Origin of the sequence: Microcoleus sp. Pol11C3 (assembly GCF_036701485.1) — a bacterium.
In the GTDB taxonomy this organism is placed as follows: domain Bacteria; phylum Cyanobacteriota; class Cyanobacteriia; order Cyanobacteriales; family Microcoleaceae; genus Microcoleus.
The window spans coordinates 19,628-35,302 of record NZ_JAUBQW010000038.1 but is presented as its reverse complement, the minus strand read 5'-3'; the positions used below and the strand labels follow the sequence as shown (position 1 = coordinate 35,302).

At 45.6% G+C, this 15,675-nt stretch carries 12 protein-coding genes; 4 read left to right on the top strand and 8 right to left on the bottom strand.

Annotated elements, in window-relative coordinates; all coding sequences use genetic code 11:
- Nucleotide 1 precedes the first annotated feature (1 nt).
- On the bottom strand, nucleotides 2-205 hold the full coding sequence (locus tag QUA40_RS11500) for a hypothetical protein (protein ID WP_190663521.1): 204 nt from the start codon (nucleotides 203-205) through the stop codon (nucleotides 2-4).
- 136 nt (nucleotides 206-341) lie between these two features.
- Here QUA40_RS11500 and QUA40_RS11495 point away from each other — a divergent pair, with 136 nt between their 5' ends.
- Both QUA40_RS11495 and QUA40_RS11490 read left to right on the top strand, forming a co-directional pair.
- Entirely contained in the window at nucleotides 342-1,703 is a 1,362-nt protein-coding gene (locus QUA40_RS11495) for a calcium-binding protein (RefSeq protein WP_333125417.1), read from the top strand.
- Nucleotides 1,704-1,918: 215 nt separating this feature from the next.
- Nucleotides 1,919-3,277 (top strand): calcium-binding protein, encoded by a 1,359-nt coding sequence (locus tag QUA40_RS11490; protein WP_333125415.1) that lies wholly within the window; start codon nucleotides 1,919-1,921, stop codon nucleotides 3,275-3,277.
- A gap of 77 nt (nucleotides 3,278-3,354) precedes the next feature.
- Here QUA40_RS11490 and QUA40_RS11485 read toward each other — a convergent pair whose 3' ends face one another.
- The 4 genes from QUA40_RS11485 to QUA40_RS11470 form a co-directional block, all read right to left on the bottom strand.
- On the bottom strand, nucleotides 3,355-3,888 hold the full coding sequence (locus QUA40_RS11485; RefSeq protein ID WP_333125413.1) for a transposase: 534 nt from the start codon (nucleotides 3,886-3,888) through the stop codon (nucleotides 3,355-3,357).
- 118 nt (nucleotides 3,889-4,006) lie between these two features.
- Nucleotides 4,007-4,303 (bottom strand): hypothetical protein, encoded by a 297-nt coding sequence (locus tag QUA40_RS11480; RefSeq protein WP_333125411.1) that lies wholly within the window; start codon nucleotides 4,301-4,303, stop codon nucleotides 4,007-4,009.
- A 212-nt stretch (nucleotides 4,304-4,515) separates the two neighbouring features.
- Entirely contained in the window at nucleotides 4,516-5,880 is a 1,365-nt protein-coding gene (locus QUA40_RS11475; RefSeq protein WP_333125409.1) for an MFS transporter, read from the bottom strand.
- Between the two features lie 134 nt (nucleotides 5,881-6,014).
- Nucleotides 6,015-8,573, bottom strand: a complete 2,559-nt coding sequence (locus tag QUA40_RS11470; protein WP_333125407.1) for a BsuBI/PstI family type II restriction endonuclease — start codon at nucleotides 8,571-8,573, stop codon at nucleotides 6,015-6,017.
- A 151-nt stretch (nucleotides 8,574-8,724) separates the two neighbouring features.
- Here QUA40_RS11470 and QUA40_RS11465 point away from each other — a divergent pair, with 151 nt between their 5' ends.
- Nucleotides 8,725-10,338, top strand: a complete 1,614-nt coding sequence (locus tag QUA40_RS11465) for a family 10 glycosylhydrolase (RefSeq protein WP_333125406.1) — start codon at nucleotides 8,725-8,727, stop codon at nucleotides 10,336-10,338.
- 396 nt (nucleotides 10,339-10,734) lie between these two features.
- Here QUA40_RS11465 and QUA40_RS11460 read toward each other — a convergent pair whose 3' ends face one another.
- From QUA40_RS11460 to dusB, 3 genes are all read right to left on the bottom strand, one after another.
- Nucleotides 10,735-11,385 carry an NAD(P)H-dependent oxidoreductase gene (locus QUA40_RS11460; RefSeq protein WP_333125404.1) on the bottom strand — a complete coding sequence of 217 codons (651 nt, stop codon included), beginning with the start codon at nucleotides 11,383-11,385 and terminating at the stop codon, nucleotides 10,735-10,737.
- Between the two features lie 160 nt (nucleotides 11,386-11,545).
- Nucleotides 11,546-12,466, bottom strand: a complete 921-nt coding sequence (gene argF / locus QUA40_RS11455) for an ornithine carbamoyltransferase (RefSeq protein ID WP_333125401.1) — start codon at nucleotides 12,464-12,466, stop codon at nucleotides 11,546-11,548.
- A gap of 99 nt (nucleotides 12,467-12,565) precedes the next feature.
- A complete protein-coding gene (gene dusB / locus QUA40_RS11450; RefSeq protein WP_333125398.1) occupies nucleotides 12,566-13,576 on the bottom strand; it encodes a tRNA dihydrouridine synthase DusB in 1,011 nt (336 codons plus the stop codon).
- Nucleotides 13,577-14,040: 464 nt separating this feature from the next.
- Here dusB and QUA40_RS11445 point away from each other — a divergent pair, with 464 nt between their 5' ends.
- On the top strand, nucleotides 14,041-15,633 hold the full coding sequence (locus tag QUA40_RS11445) for a glucose-6-phosphate isomerase (protein ID WP_333125395.1): 1,593 nt from the start codon (nucleotides 14,041-14,043) through the stop codon (nucleotides 15,631-15,633).
- Nucleotides 15,634-15,675: the final 42 nt, after the last annotated feature.

Here is a 15,675-nt window from a genome sequence, read left to right as displayed (position 1 = left end):
CTCACCGGACACGCAAAGCGGAATAATTTAGCCCCAAGAAAATTGGATTCACTACTGCCGCTTGCTTTTGGGGGATCGCTTCCTCAATCGGTGCCGGGGCAGCCATGTCAGCCGGCAAAAAGATGCGAGCGCTGACTGCTACCAGAGCCGCGAAAAATACTAATATCGCTATAAATGGAGCAATGTATTGACGAATGATAGCCATAACCGCACAAACTTGATTCTTGAGTAGATATTATTAAGTGTACCATACAAATCTTGTCAGCTATAATGGCTGCCATTGGACACTTAGCTCAAGAAGAGAGCGATCGCAAATACCAACAAACAGAAAATATAATATTATGAGTGCCTCGCCTGCTGTTTATGAAGCTCTGGCTAAATCAATTGTTTTTTTGAATCAAAAGCCGAGCGCGCAAAATGAAGTTGCGAGTTTCCTGGATACTAATGGCTACTATATTGATCGCATATTCGACGACCCAGAAACAAACTTTTATGCGATCGGGTTCGGCTCATCCAATCCTGAAAACCCGCCCGCCCTCGTATTTAAAGGTACAGACTTCATCGACGGCGACGCTATCTTTTCCGACTCCCGAGACATTGGTTTACCTGAATTTGAAAAGAACAAAGATAATATCAAAAACTGGCTAACAGAAATCGGTCAAGATACAGGTAAAAACCCCAGTAAATTATTGCCGGATGTCATCGGGCACAGTTGGGGCGGAGCCGTCGCTCAAATTGTAGCAACCGAATACACATCTCTGACCGGCGATATCTTTACTTTCAATTCTCCGGGAGTGTCAGCGAGTACATTCAACACTTTTCGGAGAAATCTCAGCAGGGCAGGCAACAAAAATGTCACTCACTACATTGTCAGCGGAGATGTAGTCAGCTTGTTTGGGGAAGCATTTATCCCGGGCAAAGTATTTATCCAAAGTTTTACAGACCCGAGTATTAATCCCTTAACTGTTTTGGCCAAACATCGAACTGAAAATTTGTTAACTACTCCGCCCGTGGGTTTTTTGCAGAGGCAAATTTCCATTGAACAATTAAACAGTCCCGAATTTACTTATAACAACGATTCCGATTTTAACGAGTTTATCGCTGCGATGAATTTCGCCTTGCCCAATGTGTCAGTAGCCATCAGAACCAGAGGGGGTGCAGAGAGTGTGAGAACAGCACCTGAATTTTCTTTTGTGCAGTTAATCAGACAAATGCAATACGGTTTAGCTCCCTTACAACCGAATTATTTATCAGGGGACGATCGCAACAATACTGCTACCGGCGGCCCTGGAGAGGATACAATTATCGGCAACGGCGGTAACGATACTCTCCGAGGCAATCGAGGTAATGACAGCATCATCGGCGGTGGTGGTGACGACTTTTTGTACGGCGGCAGAGATAACGATTATTTGGAGGGCGGCGACGGAAACGATTTGATTTCCGGTGAGTTTGGCAACGATTTTTTAATTGGCGGCGCGGGGCGCGATCGCTTTGTATTGGAATCCGGCGGCGGAGCCGATGTGATTTTAGATTTTCAAGATGGTGAAGATTTAATTGTACTGTCGAGGGGTCTAACTTTTCCTCAAATTAGAGTAACCCAAGGTGTTGACGGAGCTTTAATTACTATCCCGATTACTGGGGAAATTCTTGCTACTCTCAGAGGCGTAGTGGCAAGCGATATTACTCGGGTAGATTTTGTATAGCTTTAGGGCGAGCAAATTTTGTATTTTGGGTGGCGCGAAATCGGCATATTTTTTGTAGCGATATTGTTTTTTTGTATTAAAAAATCTCTATCAATTCGCCCCTAAAAATTTACTAAAAATGACCAATTAATATGGTCACTAAACGAAGTTTATAGTAAACTTAGTGAAGTAGCTTAAACACTAATTCCCCCTCAAACGACAGGAAATAAAAAAATATGCCCTCCTCCCCCGCCGCTTACGAAACTATAGCTAAGCAACTTGTTTACATAGATAACAACCCCCAGTCTCAAACTTTAGTTCAAACAGGTTTGAGCGCTGCGGGCTACCAAATCGATCGCACTTTTGACGATCCGGGGACTGGATTTCACGCGATCGGCTTAATTTCCACCACCCCAGACAAACCGCCCGTTTTAGTATTTCGCGGCACCGACTCACTCGTAGATGATGCTGCAAACGCAGACAAGCGCGGCGCCGGTTTCAACCAATTTGAAGCCAACAAACAGGCATTAGGAAATTGGCTGACACAAATCAGTCAAGATACAGCAAAAAACCCCCGCCGCTTGCCACCAGACCTTCTCGGACACAGCTTGGGCGGTGCTTTAACGCAGCTAGCCGCAACTGAATTCACATCTACTATTGGAGATGTTGTCACCTTCAATTCTCCCGGAGTTGCTCAGAGTACAGTCAATACATTCAAGCAGAAAGTCGGCGCCGGAAAAAATGTAACTCACTACATAGTTGGCGGCGATTTTGTGAGTTTGGGAGGAGAAGCTTTTCTGCCAGGAAAAGTAGTTCTTCAAACATTTACTAACCCGATTATCAACCCGCTACTTGTCTTAGAAAAGCACACTCAAAGCGGTTTGTTAACTTCTCCTCCTCCCGGCTTAACTCAGACAGAAATCTCTGTAGACCAGTTGAACCGCCCTGATTTCACTTTCAGAGATTCAGATTATTTAGAGCTGTTAGCTGGCTTAGACTTTGCACTGCCGGCCTTGGGAACATCCCTGGAATCGCGCAGCAGTTTAGAGCAATTAAGAACCGCTCCAGGAAGCTCCTTTTTAGCAAACGTTGCCGCAATGAAAACTGCTCTTGATCTCTCCCAAAGTAATAATTTAGTAGGCGACGATGCTAACAATACAGCATCTGGTTTGGCAGGGAATGATATTATCACTGGCAATGGGGGAAACGACAGTCTCAGCGGCAATAAAGGCAGCGATATTATCAGCGGTGGCAGCGGCAACGACCTGCTATTAGGCGGCAAAGGGGATGACAATTTGAGTGGTGGAGAAGGAGACGATACACTCATTGGCGGAGCGGGTGCGGATCTCTTAATTGGTGGCGCTGGACGCGACGTATTGGTGTTAGGAAGAGGCGCCGGTACAGATACACTTGTAGACTTTCAAAAGGGTCAAGATTTAATCGGTTTGAGCGGAGGTTTGAGCTTTAACCAATTGAGAGTTACTCCAGGCGATTTTATAACGACGATCGAAATTACCAGTAACGGCGAAGTTCTTGCCAGTATTCCTGGCATTCCAAGTAGTCCGCTAACAGCTAGTGATTTTATTGCGATTTAGTTGGCGGCTGGCAATACAGATATACAGATATTCGGTAGGGACACAACATTGTTGTGTCCTTACAGCGGATTCCAGGTTTATGCAGTACAGTAGCAGCAGTTTGTAAACCAGTTTTTAAAGTGCTTAATATTAACCAAATCAAGCGCAGTAGCTAGTAAAATGTCAACCATCTTGGTAGTAGTGGGCGAAAACTTACGTAAAAAAGATTTGAGTTGTGACCACCATAATTCGATCGGATTAAAGTCAGGAGAATAGGGTGATAAATTCAGAATACTGGCACCAGCCGCTTGAATCAATGGTTCAATCACCGACAACTTATGGGCTGGTAGATTATCCATGATAAGGACTGCACCTTCCCATAAGTTTGGCACTAAGCACTGTTCTATAAAAACTTTAAATGCCTGACTATCCATCGACCCATTCAGCGTCATTAATCCTACTACTTTTTTTAAACTAATTGCTCCAATAACTGTTACTTTTGCACCCCGATAAAATGGTTTTAAATCATACACTCTACTACCACGTCTTGAACGGGCGTGGGTTCGTGTCAACCCCCATAAAACGCCCATTTTATCCAAAAAAACCAGGTTGTTTGGGTCGATATTTTTCACTTTCTCCCAAGAAGGAACACCTCAAAATTTGCACTCGCTCGGTGGCAGCTTGACTGCTACGTATAGTCTTTTTTTTCGCGTCATATTGTGTTTTTTTAATTCGCGACACATCATACGCTTAACTGACAGATTGCTGATAGCTATCTAGCCAATATTCACAATATTCTGATAAGGTACTATCAGGATGTTTTTCCACCATCTCGATCAATTTAGTTGTGAACGAGTGCAAAACACTTTTCAGGCTTCCCCCCGTTTTTTTTGGTTGAACGTGGCCAGTTATTTTTTTTTGTTTTAAAATTTTTTGCACAAACGCTTTACTCACATCAAAACGTTGGGCTACTTTCCTGACTGATGTATCACCTTGTTCATAGGTTTTAACTATTTTTTCACGAAACTCGATCGAATAAGCTTTCATTTTTTATGCTGATATACTAAATTTAGTGTACCACACATACATGGAATCTGCTGTATTTTATTTTATGAACGCAAGCACACAGAATTTATACTCCTTCCATGATTAAAAACATCAATATTCTAGCAGTGGCGGGTTCACCGAAATCTAGAAAAAGTAGTGCAGACATTGGTAAACCCGCCCGGGTCTTATAATTATAGCGATCGCACTTGATATTAATCGAAATCGTCCAGTCCTGGTCTGGGCATGGATGCTAATTTTTTCTCATCTTCTAGGGGCAGAAAGAAAATGGTTAGCATACCGGGAATCACAGCCAGCGCGCTCATCAAAAAATAATTTTGATAGCCGAGATTCGCCTGCAAGTAGCCGCTAAAAACGCCAGGAATCAGCACTCCTGCGGCCATAAAAGCCGTTGTAATTGCATAGTGAGATGCTTCGTATTCAGGGCGGACAGTCCGCATCAAGAACACTGTATAGGCAGCTACGCCAAGTCCGTAAGTAAATTGCTCGATCGAATTTACAGCATAAGCCCATTCAATCCCCGGTTGATGTATTGCCAACAGCCAATACAGCACGTTAGTTGAATTTTGCAGAATTGCCGTCGGCCACATCCATTTTTTCAATCCTTGTTTAGCAATCAAATAGCCGCCAAGTAAACCTCCAATTAACAGAAACATTACCCCTAAAGTACCGGATAATAAACCCATTTCCGATGTAGAAACTGCTAATCCTCCTTTCTCCACTTTATCCATTAAAAATGGCGGGGCCATTTTAAACGTCAAGGCATCGCCTAACCTAAAAATCACGACATAAGTAACAATCCAACCAATTTTATCTTGCTGGAAATATGTTTTAAAGGCTTCGATAAAGCTTGTTGTTTTTTGGGGGGTATCGGATTCCAAATCGTAATTTCGAGGATAGGGAAGATACCACCGCTGAAAGAGATATATCACCACAAACATAATCGCACAAATGCCAAAGGCTGTCGCCCATCCGTAGTTAAGGGCAGACACGCTAAAATCCGAACCGAAAAGTGACAGCGGAATGTCTTGATATATTTTGGTGTCGCCTGTATTTCCGGTGACTAAATGCTGTTCGGCCAGTTTCCCCGCTAAGAACACCAATAAACCGCTACCGGCAATGACAGCACCTCTATAAGCCGTGTTGCGAACCCCGACAAACAAGGCTTGCTGGTCTTTATTGAGAGTGTTTAAATAAAATCCGTCAATGGCGATGTCGTGAGTAGCTGACACAAATGCGATCGCCGTAAAGATCACAAGCGATATAATAATCGGTTCCGGCGTTAATACGCCAAAAGCTAGGAAAGCAAACAGAAAAGCACAAATGATTTCAGTTGTTAAAATCCATTTGCGTTTGGTGGAATACAAATCAACCACTGGGCCCCACAAACCTTTTAAAACCCAAGGAAAAGACAACAGACTTGTCAATCCGATGAGCTCGTTACTGGTTCCCATACCTTTCAAAAAAATCACCGACATTAAATTAACGACGGTGTAAGGGAGGCCTTGAGCGAAGTACAATACTGATACCCACAATCCAGCGTTATGCTTTTTTTCCATTGGAAAGATATTTTGGCTAGTTAGTTATTTAATTTACTGAGTGCGATCGACAATTCCGGTCAATTAAACCGCTTGCATCACAGTATATGTCATTCCGATGCCAGCGGCAGCCATATAAATAGTGTATTTTAGCATCATTCTGGCTCACAAATATTTTCATTTTTGGAATAAGCCTGCAAAAGATGTTCTCCGTTAAAATGAACCAGGTGAGTAGCGTCTTCTGCTACCCAGACATCAGTTTCCCAGGAAATATCAGATAAATATTCCGCCATTGCCTTGCGGCTGAGGAAAGCTGTCACCATCACCAGAGGTACTGTCGAACTTCTAAAAAGATTCTCAAGCTCAGTTTTGCGTTTTGGATTAATCGGGCCGTGAGAAGTAACAGCTTCAATTAACACTAACCAGTTTTTTTCAGTGAAGTGAACAATTACATCTGGCATCTTACCGTGAGCATCGACTGTAACACCTAATGCAGTTAGCGAGGCTTCATTGAAATGAGCAAATTTCTCATCGGTATCTCCGACATAAAGCAGTCTGCCAGCAGGAGTAAAGCGCTCAGCAAACTCACTGACAATCTTTGATATTAAGACGTTATGAGCTCCGGGCGAAATAGTTTTTACATCACCTTCGATTGTAATTGCAATTCGCGCCATTTCTCGCTCTTGTGCATATCGTTGCTTCAGCGTTTCGACGGAGGCGAGGTAAGCGCGAAGATTCTTGTCCCAGTCAGAAGTGTCATAAGTTCGCAGCAGTTCTAAAGCACTTTCTTCTATCTGATAGGCAGTTTTTGGACTATTCACCGGACGTTCGGGACTGTCAGGATTAACAACAATTAAACCTGCATCTAGAAACTGATGCACAGTCTGGCGACGCACAGTTTCCCGCGTATTTGGTGCATATTTTTTTCCGTACTCCTCGTCCATAAATTCCATAATTGGTGTAATTCCCCGAAGTGGAGATTTTGCCGATTCCCAAGCATCCTTTGGCTTGAGGTCAAGCAAAGCCAGAAGGGTTAAGGCGGAACGTTCGTTAAGCTGACCTTTTGGAAAACCCAGCGCTGCAAGTATTTCTAGAGATTCATCAATACGGTTCTTGATTGTCATTGGGCTATTTTCTAACGGATTGGTGGCGTTCAGCAGTTGTCTCTCGACAAGTTGATCGATCTCCCGCTGTGTAGGAAATATTTCTCCTATTTGAGCGCCAAGTAAAAGTAATTGCTCTACATTAGGATACTTCAAAGTGCGTAAATCCGTAGCATTAACTTGAGTGTGTCCGTTGAACAGTCGGAAAAACGCATCTACCAAACTCGAATTTAGATAAACGGCCAATCCCCGCGCCAGGGTGAGGTCTAATCCGCGTCCCTGTTGGTGAAAGTAATTCAAATGGTTCTCAAAACCAACGCTAGAACTATTAATTTTATTGGCATCCCAGACAACTGCAACAATTCGCTTTTTCTCTTCCTTTGAGGAGAAGCGCTTGCTCAAAACATAATGTTCGTTAGGGACGAGGAGTGCAGCAGTTTTTTCCGTGACAGCTAAAGCTTGATGCTTTCTCGTTGCGGTGGGATATTCAACACCGCCAGCCGAGAAGTGTGCGGGATAAATCAGCGGAACTGTACCGTTTTCAGGTTTTAGCCGCAAGTCAGATCGAACACGAAAATCTACAACTTTTCCGGTGGAAACTGTTAGGCCTAATTCCTCTAACGTGCAAGTAAATTGAGCCATTTGCTCGACTATTTTCTGGCTGACAGAATCCGGTAAAATCCGAATAAATTGCTCGGAATCTTGGGGATGAATTAGGGCGGTATAGGGCTGTTGGTGAGACAAAACCAGGTCGTCATCCACGCTGCTGCTTGAGGTAATTAGTACAGTATCTGGCTGTTCTATTTGTTTGGTGGCGCGCACAATAATAGTTTCTTGCAGCACCGCATCATCGCGAAATGGCAACTGTCGCGATTCAAAGATGTGTAGTTGGCGTAAAGCCATCATTTGAAGGAATACTTTGCGGAAATCTCGAAAGTATAAACCGTTGCAAAAGCTGCGGGGAGTAATCGACACTAATTCACCGTTTGGTTTGAGCAGGTGAGCGGCAGCTACTGTGAAGCCAGCGTAGAGATTGCTGGTTTCTAGTCCTATAGAACGCAGCAAGGTTCGGGCTTGGGATTTAGCGTCTATTTTGGCATAGGGAGGATTGATAATTGCATGGGTAAATTCCCGTTTTACTGGTTGTGTAAATAGATTGGGCTGCAACATATCGGCGCTGTCTTGAATAAAATCAATTTCGCGAATCTCACAGGTAAAAGATATCCCAAAACGCTGACATTCTATACTGCACAAGTCTAAGGTTTGCTTGAGGTATTCAATCAAAATAAGGTCAATTTCATAAGCTGTAACGTGCAGGCTACGCGGTTTGTTTGGGCGCTGGCAAAGTTCGCAAACAACGGCTGCTAACAGGGAACCAATTCCTGCACCGGCATCTAAAAGCGATATATCGGCACAGTTGAATTCAAACATTCCCGCCATCAAACTTGCGACTGAGGAAGGTGTTAAAAATTGTCCCTTTTCTCCTCTCTGGCTTTGCTGCAACTTTCGGGTTGCTTCTTGGCGCCAGCCATCTACTCGCTCGAGTAAATTGCTTGCTGTTGAGTAGCTGTTACCCGGAAGGGCTAGCGTTTGAAAGTGCGGTAATATCATTTCTTCAAAAAGTGCGTTAGCGAAGCCCTCGAAGAGGATCGCCAGTTCAGTGTATTTTCGCCCAAACTTTCACCATTGTGCGAAAATGTCAAGCGGACTCTCAAACCAAAAGTCCGTAAAGGACTGTTAAACGCTCTCTCACACATTTCTGATGCGAAATACCAAAACATTCTTTTTGTCAAGCTTGTTCCTGATTGGCTTAACAATTAGTTTTCTGCTGACTCCTGGTTGGTTCTCCAATTTCCCATCCCGCGCTAGCGCAACTATGCCCCCGCAAACCCAAACCGCTGAATTTCGCGCCTTCTGGGTGGATGCCTTCAACCCCGGCTTCAAAACTCCTCAAGAAGTCACAAAATTGATCGCAGACGCGCAGCGGGCAAATGCTAACGCGATCGTCGCCCAAGTCCGCCGCCGCGGCGATGCTTTTTACACCAGTGCGATCGAACCCCGCACTCTCGATCCCAACGTTCCTGCGGGTTTCGATCCCCTGCAAGATTTGATTGACAAAGCTCACGCCGCAGGCATTGAAGTATACGCTTGGATGGTGACGCTGCCGGTGGTTTCGGGCACCAAACTTCCCGCCGGTCACGTTTGGCAACAACACGGGCCCAATGCGCCGGGAATCAACAATTGGGCGATGCTGACTTACGGGGGGGAAGCACCCGGTTTCCTCGATCCCGGCCATCCAGACGCCGTAGATTATACTGTTTCCGTCTATTTGGACTTGCTCAAGCGCTACGATGTGGACGGCGTACAGTTGGATTATGTGCGCTACGGTGGGCCGACTTGGGGCTACAATCCGACTGCGATCGCCCGTTTCAATCAGCAAACAGGTCGATCGGGCAAACCCGCACCCAGCGATCCCGCGTGGATGCAGTGGAGGCGCGATCAGGTGACAAATTTAGTGCGGAAGCTTTATGTAGAAAGCCTTGCGATTAAACCGCGCGTTAAAATTACCGCCGCCACGATCGCCTGGGGAGACGGCCCAGCAAACGATGCAGGGTGGTATCAAACGCAGCCTTACAAAGAAGTATTGCAAGATTGGCGCGCTTGGCTGGAGGAAGGGATCGTAGACATGGCGATGCCGATGACTTACCAGCGCGAGTACAAACCATCGCAAAAACTCGCTTATGACCACTGGATCGAGTTCGCCAAAGACCACCAGTACAATCGCCAAATTGCGATCGGCCCCGGCAATTACCTCAACTACATCGAAGACACCCTAGCGCAGGTTCGCCGCGCCGAACAGCCGTCTGCGAAAGGAAATCACGTAGCCGGTACGGTGCTGTATTCCTACGCTAGCAGCAACGTGTACACGAATGTGGAACTGCGATCGGGCGGTAGCGGTGATTTGCCCCGCCAGCCTTGGAAATACGTTCCCCAAAGCAACGATTTGTTTTACACCGCGCTGTCGCAGCCGAGTCAATACGTTGATGCTGCGACGGGCAAAACCTATGAAACTCAGCCTGTATGGGCGACAACCGCAGCGGTTCCCGATATGCCTTGGAAGTCGCGGCCGACTACAGGTGCGATCGCCGGAAATTGGCAGCGGTGCGCTCAAACTTGCGACGGTGCGAGCTTGACATTGCAGTCGATCGATGCTGGTGCCAAGGTTCGTCAACTGCGCGCCGATGGTAAAGGATGGTTTGGGGCGATCGAGCTTTCTCCGGGAACTTATCAGTTGAAAGTTGACGGAAGTCAAATTCAACAAACAGTTAATGTTGTCGCCGGTGAAGTAACAAAAATCAATCTCGGAGCATCTTAATCACTTTTTAAGGTGCGCCGAGATCCGCTATTACGATCGACTTACAGCGTATCCCGGGTTTATATAGCAATCCTCGCATCAGTTTCAATAACTGGTTAACTGGTTCCCACGCTCTGCCTGGGAACCGATATCACTCTTGCTCTGCCTCGGCTGCGACAATGGAGGCAGAGCCTCCGGATCTGCGTTACCAGGCTCTTCCTGGTAACGAGGATAATCATTTAGGATTGCTATAGAACCCATTTAGGATCTTTTTGTTGTCTCACAAGCCTTTGAGGTCTCTAGGTTGTATCTGGTTTGATGCCTGTTAGCTTGAAGTCCTGACTCTGGTATTAAATCCTCTGGTAAAACGATATCCTCAAAACCATATAGTTCGATCAAGAAGATACCAAATGGGTTCTATAAAGTTTCTAAGATTTCTGACTTAGGGAATCTTACTTTTGCGAGTGAAGCATACTTATCTGCTTCAGAGCGATAGCCAGCCGCACAAGCTACGACGGTAGTAAAGCCTTTTGCAGAAAGACCCAACAGGCGATCGTAATTGACAGGTTCAATTCCTTCCATTGGACAGGTGTCAACACCAAGCAATGCAGCACTGGTCATAAAGTTGCCCAGTGCAATATAAGTTTGGTGCGTTGACCATTGATTGATATTAAAACTGCGGGTACCATCAACCAAGTCACTGACGATTAGATTCCGATATCCTGCCATTGCCTCTACAGTCCCGCCTCGCACCTCGGCAGTGCGGGCAACAAAGCGATCGACATCCTCGGCAGTGAGATTCTTTTTAATCGCGAACACGACATAATGAGAGCAATCAGTAACCTGTGACTGATTCCAGGAGAGGGGCTTGAGCTGTTCTTTAAGTTCCGAGCTGGTGATAATCAGAAATTTCCAAGGTTGAAGCCCATAAGAAGATGGTGTTAACACTAACGCATCTTCTAAAGCTGTCCAGATTTCTGGAGCAATTGTTTTGGCTGGATCGAACTGTTTGGTGGCATATCGCCTTGTGAGATTTTCGAGTAAGTCTGTCGTAGTAATGTGATTCATTTCTTTTACTTAAGAAATTGCAATTAATCATGGTTGAAACGGGTAATTGCAGGCTGGTTGCAAATAATCCTGGTTCAAATGAAATGATAACGGAAGCGGTCTGCAAAAAGTAGCGAGTAGGTCGATTTGATCCCCCGACAGACTAATTTTTAGCTAATTCTTAATCGCTTTCCAGGATGCTGGCCAGCAAAGCTTGCTGAGCGTGCATCCTATTTTCTGCCTGATCCCAAACGCGCGATTGACTGCCTTCAATCACTGTATCGGTAATCTCTTCATCTCGGTGTGCGGGCAAACAGTGCAATACAATTGCATTCTTATCTGCTAACTTCAGCAACTGTTCATTTACCTGATATGGCTTAAACAAAGGAATCCTGATTTTTGCTTCCTCTTCCTGTCCCATACTCGCCCAAACATCAGTATAAATCACTTGAGCATTCTTAGCAGCAGCTTCCGCATCAGCAGTTACAGTAACTTCTGTTTTTCCCTGAGCAATTGCCTTAGCTTTTGCCACAATCTCAATATTCGGTCCGAAATCTTCAGGACAAGCAATTCTGACATTTATCCCCGTCATTGCACAGCCCAACATCAGCGAATTTGCCATGTTGTTACCGTCGCCAAAATAACTCAGGGTCAATCCTTCTAGCTTGCCAAAACACTCTTTTACTGTCAGTAAATCCGCCAGGACTTGACATGGGTGTTCGTCATCTGTAAGCGCATTAATTACAGGAATTTTCGCATAATTGGCAAAAGTTGCTAAGTCCTTTTGCTCGAAAGTCCGAATCGCCAAAATGTCTAAATACCTGTCTAAGACCCTTGCTGTATCTACCAAAGGTTCCCCGCGGCTGACTTGTGTAACGTTGGGATTGAGGTCAATCACTTGCCCTCCCAATTTATACATTGCTACCGTAAAACTTACCCTCGTTCGCGTTGAAGCTTTAGAAAATAACAAGCCGAGAACTTTATTGCGTTTCAGCTTGACCATTCCCGATTTTAAACTGGCTGCTAGATCCAGCAAATAATTTAATTCGTCAATGCTTAAATCTGCCAGACTTAATAAATCTCGCCCTTTTAATGAGTCCATGCTTTCCCCCACACACAAATTTTTAACTGTGTCTTAAATCTTAGCCTGCAGAGGTGGGTTTTGTTTCTGTAACCGCTAGTTGATATCGGCGGGTAAGGTTTATGCGGGCAATTGCTCGATCGCGCGATCGATCGAATCGCAACCTTGTTCAACCGTTTCTACCACAGCCAACACGCCCCGCAATTCCCCAGCGCCTGGGAAACCCTTAGCATACCAGGTTAAGTGCTTGCGCGCTTGGCAAACACCGCTTTCACCTTTATATTCCCACAAAGCCCGCAAATGTTCCTTAGCACATTCGAGGCGTTCAATTGGTGTCGGAGCTATCTTTTCCACACCAGTTTTCAAGAAATAATCAACTTCTCCAACCAAAAAAGGATAGCCCAAAGTTCCCCGCGAACACATCACTCCATCTGCGCCGGTTTCTTCCAGACATCGCATCGCTGCTTCCACAGAAAAAATATCCCCGTTAGCAATAACTGGAATCGATAAAACTTCTTTCACTCGGCGAATCCACTCCCATTTTGCCGGGCCGGTGTAACCTTGCGATCGAGTGCGGCCGTGTACGGTAATCATTTTTGCTCCCGCATCTTCCATCCGCTTCGCAAATTCCAAAATATTAATTTCTTTGTCAGTCCAACCGATTCTAGTTTTAACCGTGACAGGAACCTCTACCGCTTCCACAACAGCCCGCACAATTGCCTCGGCCGTTTCCGGATCTCGCAGCAGGGAAGAACCGCCGCCGTTTTTAGTAATTTTGTTAACCGGACAGCCCATATTAATATCAACAGTATCCGCTCCTTCTGCCACTGCTTTCTGGGCCGCTTCTGCCAAGAAATCCGGCCGGCAGTCAAACAATTGAATGCTAATCGGACGCTCGTTCGGGTCAACTTCCATAATTCTCGGCAGTTGCTTCACGTAGTGCAAACCCGTAGCGTTCACCATTTCCGTGTACATCATCGAATCCGGCGCGTAGCGGCGCACCAGGCGGCGAAATACCAAATCGGTAACGCCGGATAAGGGCGATTGCAGGACGCGGCTTTTAACTTCAAAATCGCCGATTTTGAGCGGAGTTGCTAACCTTTCTTTTAATTCGGGAGATAGAGCAAGCATAGTCGATCGCACTTTAATTCTAATATCTGTATATTATACTACACTTAAGATAGTTTACCGTTGTTAACTATATTTTTAGCCGATTATTGAGTGACAGCTAAAAGTATATTTAACCTGACCGCAATGCCTATTTTACAGAGCCAGATCGCCCGAATTTGAATATTGTTAAACCAGGGCCCAAAGCCCAACCTCGACCACATTTAAATCTCTGTGCCATTTCGATCTATCTATGGGGTGTTGCCATCAATCGGGGATCTACCTGGTAAGAGTGTTTGCCCAAGTCATATTTTTCTTGTTTAATTCTGCCGAATGCTCTGGCTGCCTTCGGCGCAGGCTGCCTTAAGACGACTAATGCTTAAATTTATTGGGATTCTGCAAAAGCCGTACATCAGATCGTTTTAAACTACAATTGGTGGATTCCTGACGACGCCGATCGAACATTAAAAAAATTGTAGAGAATTCCTATGGACGCCGCAGCACTCTGGCAACGCTATCAAGACTGGCTTTACTATCACGAGGGATTGGGACTTTACCTCGATATCAGCCGCATGGGATTCGACGACGCTTTCGCAGCAGCACTGAAGCCCAAATTTGACAAAGCTTTCAAAGACATGGCAGCTTTAGAAGCAGGTGCGATCGCCAATCCCGACGAAAACCGCATGGTGGGCCACTACTGGCTGCGAAACCCCGATTTAGCTCCCACTCCAGAATTAAAACAAGAAATAGTCGAAGGAATATCACAAGTCGAAACATTTGTCAAAAAAGTTCAAAACCGCGATATTAAACCGCCCTTTGCTCCGCAATTTACCGACATAATTTCGATCGGCATCGGTGGTTCCGCCCTAGGCCCCCAATTTGTCGCCGAAGCTTTATCCCCAGACATTCCGCCCCTAGCAATTCATTTTATCGACAACACTGACCCGGCGGGGATCGATCGAATCCTCAACAAAATCAAAGACAAACTCGCCAGCACCCTAGTAATTACAATTTCCAAATCCGGCGGCACCCCCGAGCCCCGCAACGGCATGATTGAAGTTAAAAAAGCCTTCGCAGCCCAAAAGCTCGACTTCGCCAAACAGGCAATTGCCATCACCGGCACAGACAGCCAACTAGACAAAATAGCCGTAGGAGAAGGCTGGATTGGCAGCTTCCCCATGTCGGACTGGGTGGGAGGACGCACTTCGGAACTCTCAGCAGTAGGACTTTTGCCAGCAGCTTTGCAAGGCATCGACATTCGGGCGATGCTCAACGGCGCTAAAGTCATGGACGAAGCTACCAGAATTCCCGACATTAAAAACAATCCCGCCGCCCTTTTAGCCATGAGTTGGTATTTTGCCTGCAACGGACGCGGCGAAAAAGACATGGTAGTTTTGCCTTACAAAGACTCCCTGCTATTGTTCAGCCGCTATTTGCAGCAATTAGTCATGGAATCTATAGGCAAACAGCAAGATTTAGACGGCAACACAGTTCATCAAGGAATCGCAGTTTACGGCAACAAAGGCAGCACCGACCAACACGCCTACGTCCAGCAACTGCGAGACGGGGTGCCGAATTTCTTCCTAACATTTATCGAAGTTTTGGAAGACAGGCAAGGAATTTCTGTTGAAGTAGAAACCGGCGTCACTTCGGGAGATTATTTGTCGGGTTTGTTGCAGGGAACTCGACAAGCTTTGTACGAAAATCACCGAGATTCCATTACTGTCACAATTCCTCAAGTCAACCCTCGGACAGTAGGAGCATTAATCGCCCTCTACGAAAGAGCCGTAGGTTTTTATGGTTCCTTGGTGAATGTCAATGCCTATCACCAACCGGGCGTAGAAGCAGGCAAAAAAGCGGCCGCGGCTGTATTGGACTTGCAGCAACGGGTACTGCAAGTGCTCAAAGACGCCCAAAAACCTCTGTCTGTCGCAGAAATAGCCAAAAAAGCAGGAAAGCCAGAGCAAATCGAGACAATTTACAAAACTCTGCGGCATTTGGCAGCAAACGGGCGCGGCGTAGCTTTGGAGGGAACATTAGGGCAGCCTGCTACTTTAACTGCAAGTTATAAACAGAATTAAACAGTAGAATTAAAAATTAAAAGTGACTAATTTCACTTTTAA

Excerpts from the sequence above, each read along its gene's own strand:
- QUA40_RS11445 (WP_333125395.1), top strand. The coding sequence starts at position 14,041 with ATGGACGCCGCAGCACTCTGGCAACGCTATCAAGACTGGCTTTACTAT.
- QUA40_RS11500 (WP_190663521.1), bottom strand. The coding sequence starts at position 205 with ATGGCTATCATTCGTCAATACATTGCTCCATTTATAGCGATATTAGTA.
- QUA40_RS11460 (WP_333125404.1), bottom strand. The coding sequence starts at position 11,385 with ATGAATCACATTACTACGACAGACTTACTCGAAAATCTCACAAGGCGA.
- QUA40_RS11480 (WP_333125411.1), bottom strand. The coding sequence starts at position 4,303 with ATGAAAGCTTATTCGATCGAGTTTCGTGAAAAAATAGTTAAAACCTAT.
- QUA40_RS11465 (WP_333125406.1), top strand. The coding sequence starts at position 8,725 with ATGCGAAATACCAAAACATTCTTTTTGTCAAGCTTGTTCCTGATTGGC.
- QUA40_RS11475 (WP_333125409.1), bottom strand. The coding sequence starts at position 5,880 with ATGGAAAAAAAGCATAACGCTGGATTGTGGGTATCAGTATTGTACTTC.
- QUA40_RS11470 (WP_333125407.1), bottom strand. The coding sequence starts at position 8,573 with ATGATATTACCGCACTTTCAAACGCTAGCCCTTCCGGGTAACAGCTAC.
- dusB (WP_333125398.1), bottom strand. The coding sequence starts at position 13,576 with ATGCTTGCTCTATCTCCCGAATTAAAAGAAAGGTTAGCAACTCCGCTC.
- QUA40_RS11490 (WP_333125415.1), top strand. The coding sequence starts at position 1,919 with ATGCCCTCCTCCCCCGCCGCTTACGAAACTATAGCTAAGCAACTTGTT.
- QUA40_RS11495 (WP_333125417.1), top strand. The coding sequence starts at position 342 with ATGAGTGCCTCGCCTGCTGTTTATGAAGCTCTGGCTAAATCAATTGTT.
- argF (WP_333125401.1), bottom strand. The coding sequence starts at position 12,466 with ATGGACTCATTAAAAGGGCGAGATTTATTAAGTCTGGCAGATTTAAGC.